5 protein-coding genes are annotated in these 6,048 nt (G+C 35.9%); 2 read left to right on the top strand and 3 right to left on the bottom strand.

The features are described from left to right. Positions 1-167 precede the first annotated feature (167 nt). Positions 168-386 (top strand): hypothetical protein, encoded by a 219-nt coding sequence (locus FTT91_RS13995; RefSeq protein ID WP_000550047.1) that lies wholly within the window; start codon positions 168-170, stop codon positions 384-386. A gap of 144 nt (positions 387-530) precedes the next feature. On the opposite strand, the gene FTT91_RS14925 is transcribed toward FTT91_RS13995, so the two are convergent. Genes FTT91_RS14925 through FTT91_RS14005 form a run of 3 tightly spaced genes read right to left on the bottom strand, consistent with a single transcriptional unit; the run spans position 531 to position 5,877 of the window. Then, positions 531-638: a hypothetical protein gene (locus tag FTT91_RS14925; RefSeq protein WP_372551473.1), complete on the bottom strand. Its 108-nt coding sequence runs from the start codon at positions 636-638 to the stop codon at positions 531-533. 60 nt (positions 639-698) lie between these two features. Next, entirely contained in the window at positions 699-3,899 is a 3,201-nt protein-coding gene (locus FTT91_RS14000; RefSeq protein ID WP_127800785.1) for a site-specific integrase, read from the bottom strand. A 4-nt stretch (positions 3,900-3,903) separates the two neighbouring features. Then, on the bottom strand, positions 3,904-5,877 hold the full coding sequence (locus tag FTT91_RS14005; RefSeq protein ID WP_373686130.1) for a hypothetical protein: 1,974 nt from the start codon (positions 5,875-5,877) through the stop codon (positions 3,904-3,906). A gap of 22 nt (positions 5,878-5,899) precedes the next feature. On the opposite strand from FTT91_RS14005, the gene FTT91_RS14010 reads away from it, so the two are divergent. After that, on the top strand, positions 5,900-6,048 hold a 149-nt coding region (locus FTT91_RS14010; RefSeq protein WP_180169674.1), incomplete at its 3' end, for a transposase.

Genomic DNA, 6,048 nt, shown 5'->3' on the forward strand with positions numbered 1-6,048 from the left:
CGCCTTACAAAACTGTAAAGCGTATATTGCAAGAACGGACTGACCGCTACAAGTCGGAACTGACCGACTCAGGCTCTAGTTACACGCTTGGCAACAAGACATTAACAGAGTGCGAATTAGTCCTTGAGTATGTTTGAATACATTTTAAGGAACAGTAGGATAAAAACATGCACTTATTTAAATTAACTGACGAACAACTCGCACAAATTCTTATCCCGAAACGATTTGTACCACCTACTCCACCTGAACATGAAGGCAAGAATATGGTCTATGTATTTGATAGTGAGGATAAGTTTGAACTGACTTATGATGAGCTGGTGGAAATCATTAGCAAAGCTAGAATGGCTGGTCCGAAGTTGATACCTGTCTTAGGCACCGTGAATTAAATTGTGCAGTGTTCGCACGCCACTTGAAACATAACTTGATTGGAAATGAATTTGGGCTGAGAAAAATTCAGTTCAAATTTAACCTGACGGGCACACTAAAAAATGGGTAATTGTCAGATCGAGTTTGGACTACAACACTTTAGCTCATCGATTTACCATACCGCTAATCTTCACACCATTTTCGTAAATCCAGCGATCAAACTGTGATACTACATTCCGCTTATTAATCCAAGTCAGCATGGTGCTTTTCATAAAGGCAGTTTACTTATAAACAGGGAAATTTCTAAACAATTCCCCTTTAACATGCTTAGGCTATTTGATCCAGAGTTCATCTTTTTGCATCATTTTTAACATTAAATTAAATATAACCAGCGGAGTAACATTTTTTTTGTTAGAGCCGACAACTCTTTGAAAACTAAATTTAACGGTTCGCTCAGGAGCATCCAAATTAACTGGGTAGTTTTGTTTTTCTAAATACAGATGATCTCCTAACATTGGCTCTATACCAGTAATAAAATTAACAATTTGTTGCTCATCACCTTTCATTCGGCATTGAAAATGTAGAAAATTCTTACGCAGTTTTCCAAATAATAATAATATTTTAAGCGCCTTAACCATGTTCTTTTCTTTCAGTGCATCTTGCTGCCTATCATCTTTATAATGAAAATCAAGGAGAGGAATTATTTCATCTGGACGAGTCAGTTTTTTAGCCTTTTCGTAAAGTTCATCAAACCAACTCTCTTCTAAATTCTTACTATAAACATAATTCGTTTTTAAATTAAATTTTTGGCGATCCATCCATTTAGTGCTCATCCATTGACATCGTTGCATCCATTCTTGAGCTTGGGTATCTTCGCTTAATCGACCTTCTCTAAAACTTATCAAACGTTGAAAAGGTGTCAGAGTACTCTTCTCTATACTAAACTTCTTTTCTTGTCGGCCAGCCATCGTAACTGGCTGTGTTTGCTGATAAGAATTAAACCATTTCTGCTGCTGAGTATAACGATTTAGGTTTATGTAGTCTGTACTTGACTTCACTGGACTAAAACACTGTTCTAATACTTTTTTTGAAATGATACACGGCGAATTATAAATTCGATCGACTGCTAATAAATCCAAAACATGAAGGTAATTTGAAGCCGTTTGCTCAATACTGCTATGCCCCATCCAAGAGGCGAGCACCTGCCATTTATGTTGAATAATCTCTTCTTGAGCACGTGCTTTCATACCAAACAATAAATCCCTCATCTTTTTTGCTTTTACCCAAGGACAATCTGTGTAGGTCTTGATCATTTCTTTTGAACCGAGCAAAGTTATTGCTAGATAGTTAGCAGCACTGTGGCGTAATGTATGAAAACTAAAGCCATGATGCATACCTAATATTTGACTAAACAAATCTACTGTAATTTTGCTGATACATTGATCAGTTAATACACGATGATTCACACTAAAAAGTAGATCATCCTGCTGATTAACCAAATATTGCTCATAACGATGTTGTATGTAACGTTGTACTACTAAAAACTCATGTTCTGACAATGCAATTTTCAATGGTATTTGACGATTCGCACTTCGCGTTTTCAGACGGCGATATGAATTGTCTTGGATATGAAGCGTGATATTATTAAAAACTGTATTTTCTTTTTCTTTATAAAGTAGCTCTGGGCAAATAATATCTTGTATTTTAAGACAACGAACTTCATTTAATCGAAGTCCAGTTCTATAACTTAGTAAATACATCAGCTTTAAACAACTCAGATGATCGACCCACTCTGATGCCGTTGGCTCTTGACTTAAATTTTCTAGTTTTTCCAATAATTTGCCAAATAGCAAAGGACTCACTAGCCGTGCATTGCAAATTTGTAAATGCTTAAAACTTGAATTCTGTAACACCAATACCCCTGGAGCATCATAATTCTCTATACAGAATTGATGAAAATCTTTTAGGCGACCAAAACGGTATTCTGCGCTTTGGTGCATCTTACGAGAGGTTTTTCCTTTCACCGAATCTCGTTGAACTGCTTTTTCATCACGTTCACTGCTGTATTTCAATAGCTGCCGATATAAATCCTCATAGTCATCTATGGATTGTTGCTTTAAATCTAATTTATTGAGCCAAATCTCAAATATAAATTCTTTGCCAAACGATCCTAAGTAGCTTTCAATAGTTGATAATTGAAGCCCTCGTTTTTTTAAATGCATTAACCAGTGAATTAAGCGTAGTTGAGCATCAATTAAAGACTTTTCCTCCGTATTAGCATCAACTATCTTCTCCTCTAACACCCTTCTAGTTTCTTGCCAAAAACGTAGCGTGCGTTCTTCTTTATTCCTCTTTTTATCTAAACGCTCAACTTTTTGACCTTTACGTTTCTTTTGACCAAACAACATCAACTCATACGGAATCGTTTGTAATTTGCTTTGAACAGTCGGAACTTCAGGAAGTAACTGCTCTTGTTCAAAATGAATAGGGCGATTATCTGGTTCTGTGACTTGATTGTAATCATTATTCCACAGCAATCTAAATTCGGATGGCCTTAAAGCAACAGTATTAATCTCTTGCTGAAGCACATTACTCAAAAATATATCTATGCTGAGGTTTGGATTAAATTCGAGTACCATTTGCACATCATTAAATGCACGAAATCCACGGCGTTTAATTTGATATTGCAGATCCCCAAGACTTTTTTTCCTGCCTATCTTACTCAAGCTTTCTAAAATACAATCTTCAACTGAATGTTGCAGACAAAATTCTTTCTGAGCAGCTTTCAACTTTTTTAAATATTGCAAAATGAACTGCGCATATGGGTTAAAAAAAACATGTTTCCATTGGTACAACTTTCCCTGTTCTACATCGTTGCCATATTGAGAGTTTTCAACACGATAATGTAGTAACAATGGATTAGTGATTTTTTTGTAGTCCGAATGGTATAACCGAAAACAATTCAGATCTGTACCAAGCTCAATGGCCTCCTGCAATTGCTTCTGAATAGCAATCAAATGCTGTTCATCTGCACAGCCTGAAATATATATAAAACTTAAGCATAAATTTCCCCATAAGTACTTTGGTTCATTCCAATATTCAAATGAATCTTGCCAATACTGCCTTAATTCCTTAAGTACATGGATATGTAGATGCCCCTGTTCTAACCGTGACTCTGTACTCTCAATTTTTCTAGGCAGTACGATCCGTTTAGTATGTGGATTTAGCTTAATTCTGTATGATTTTTTATCTACATTCTGGTTGAATTGCTTCCTTCTTTTATTAAATTCATCTTCAGTAAATTGCATCAGTTTTGATTGTTCGTCTCGGCTCAACTTTTGACTCAAACAATCAACACTATCTTTAATGTCATGCCATTTTTCAGCGATCTGCTGATCAAGTTTTTGCTGCATTTCTTTCGTCAATACTTCAGGTGGAGAAGGCTGTCTATCTAGCGACTTTTTCACCATTTTATGAATATCAACAAATAGATCATCTAGTTGTGGTTTTATTAGTTCTTTAATTTTTTGCATACAACTATTTTCGCTCTAAGTGTTTAATCGATAAAGATTTGACATTATCTTGCAATTGCTGGCGGGCTTGCTGTACATAGACATTCGGGATAAGTGAAGAATGCGGATGAAAAGCCTCTCGGTCACGTTGGTCATGACCATACAGGGCCTGAATTAAGTGAAAAGCTAATGCTGGTTTACCCTCTTGCTGCTCATGCATCAAAAAGTTCATGTCAAAATGACGTAACCAATTCGAATACATATTCTTTGGAAAGACTCCTTGCATATATGAATTCACCCATTTTCTCGATAAAGGGATTAACTTAATTTTCCTGCTCTGCCATTCTTTGACAGTTATCGGCAAGATATCTTTACTAAAAATGACCTTACCAAAAAGATCATTTACAGTTATCTTCTTCTTTGCAAAGACTTGTCTAAAAAATGAACCGTACGCTTCAATAATTTGTTCTAAAAAGGCAGTGTAATTTTGCAGTGTTTTTATGAAAAAATCAGATAAAGGGATAAAACGACCATCTTTTCTTACTTTACTATTTTTTTTATCATTCACATATAAAAGCTTGAGCTCAACACAATAATCATCCAAATTCCCCAACAGGTTTTTTTTAGGCCGACTTGCCAAACTCAACAAACTGATATGCCACATCCAACACGCATATGCATTAAGTTGATTAATAATGTGCTTATCTTCTTGGATGTTTTCGTGACAATGTCTATGTAAAATATGGAATTGCTCTTTCACAAAATTGGGTTCAAGTGCCAGTTGGCTCCCTATCCTTCCTATAGATAATGCAGATTGCACTTTGAATTGTTGTTGCAATATTTTTAGTTCAGCCGTGTCTTCAGTAAAATGTGTGGAATGTGGTGTAAGTGCTTTTTCTAAAAAGGCTAGATATGTGCTACTGAGTTGAGTTTTCGGTAGCCCGCCATAATAGATACCAGGCATGTGATGCTGACTATCCCGCCCAGCAATTACATGAGCAAGATATTCATTATATGTTTCATAATATATATGAAAATATAATTGAGCCTGCAGTTTTTCTACAGTGATCGAACCTACAAACCGATTATCAAGCCAATTCTTAAGTTTCGTATTAATGTGTGTTGATGAAATTAGTGGATTCGATGCTTGTTCTATATAGTCAAACCAAGCAGAAGGTAAATGTAGTTGATGTGTCATCACTTCATTCCACCGCACATGATTTAAGCTCTTAATCTTCTGCTCTGTAATTTTAAGATTTAATTTGAGTAAATATTCGCGACGTCTACTTGAACCATTCTGGATCAAAATTCCATCTTGAATAAGCTCGTTAAAATCCATCAGTGCGACGGGTGATAATCCCGTCAAAAGTGACAATAAACATGCTGCAGCGATTGCAGCATCCCTCCAGTGCCCGGATAACTCGGTTCTCAACACATAAACAATTTGCTTCAGTATATCTGGCGCCAAATAATGTGGATTTGTAACAAAAGGAGCATGACGGCGCTGGCGATGCCGCATTAGATGCGTCGCATTATCGCTGAGTATATAATTTAAATTTTTAGACTTTTCATCTTCTGAATAAAACTCCATTTCAGGATCTAATAGATCAACTTCACCCTCTTCATCTTTGTGAAGAGCGGCATCATAAATACTAATCTTTGCGTTATGTCCAATATCTACTTGCTTACCCGTTTTAATTTCACGAAATTTTTTGAGTTCATTTTTCGTCGGCCATTGCAAAACTTTGCTTTTTTTTGACTTACGCTGACGATGAACTACACGACGATCATCTAGTCTTTTAAAAATTATTAATAGAGCCGATAAATACTCTATGACTTGTACTTGTTCGAAATCTTTAATATTAAAAAGTTGATTACGATCCTCTTTTTTCAAATTACGTTCGTACGTGACATAACAATTTAGCAGCTTACTACATTCATGAAATAATTCAGCATGATGTGTGCTTAAAAAACAGGAGGGTTTAACTTGGTAAACTATACATACTCATTAGGAGTTTACCATGAGCAAGAAACAGAAGACTCACACCGCAGAATTTAAAGCTGAAGCCATAAAAGCCATTGAAGAGAACCAAGGTAATGTATCGGAATCCGCTAGACAACTTGGCATTTCAATGCAAACCCTTTCGAACTGGAATAACAAAGCAAAGGC

It is taken from the genome of Acinetobacter sp. YH12021, from assembly GCF_013420145.1.
In the GTDB taxonomy this organism is placed as follows: Bacteria; Pseudomonadota; Gammaproteobacteria; order Pseudomonadales; family Moraxellaceae; genus Acinetobacter; species Acinetobacter towneri.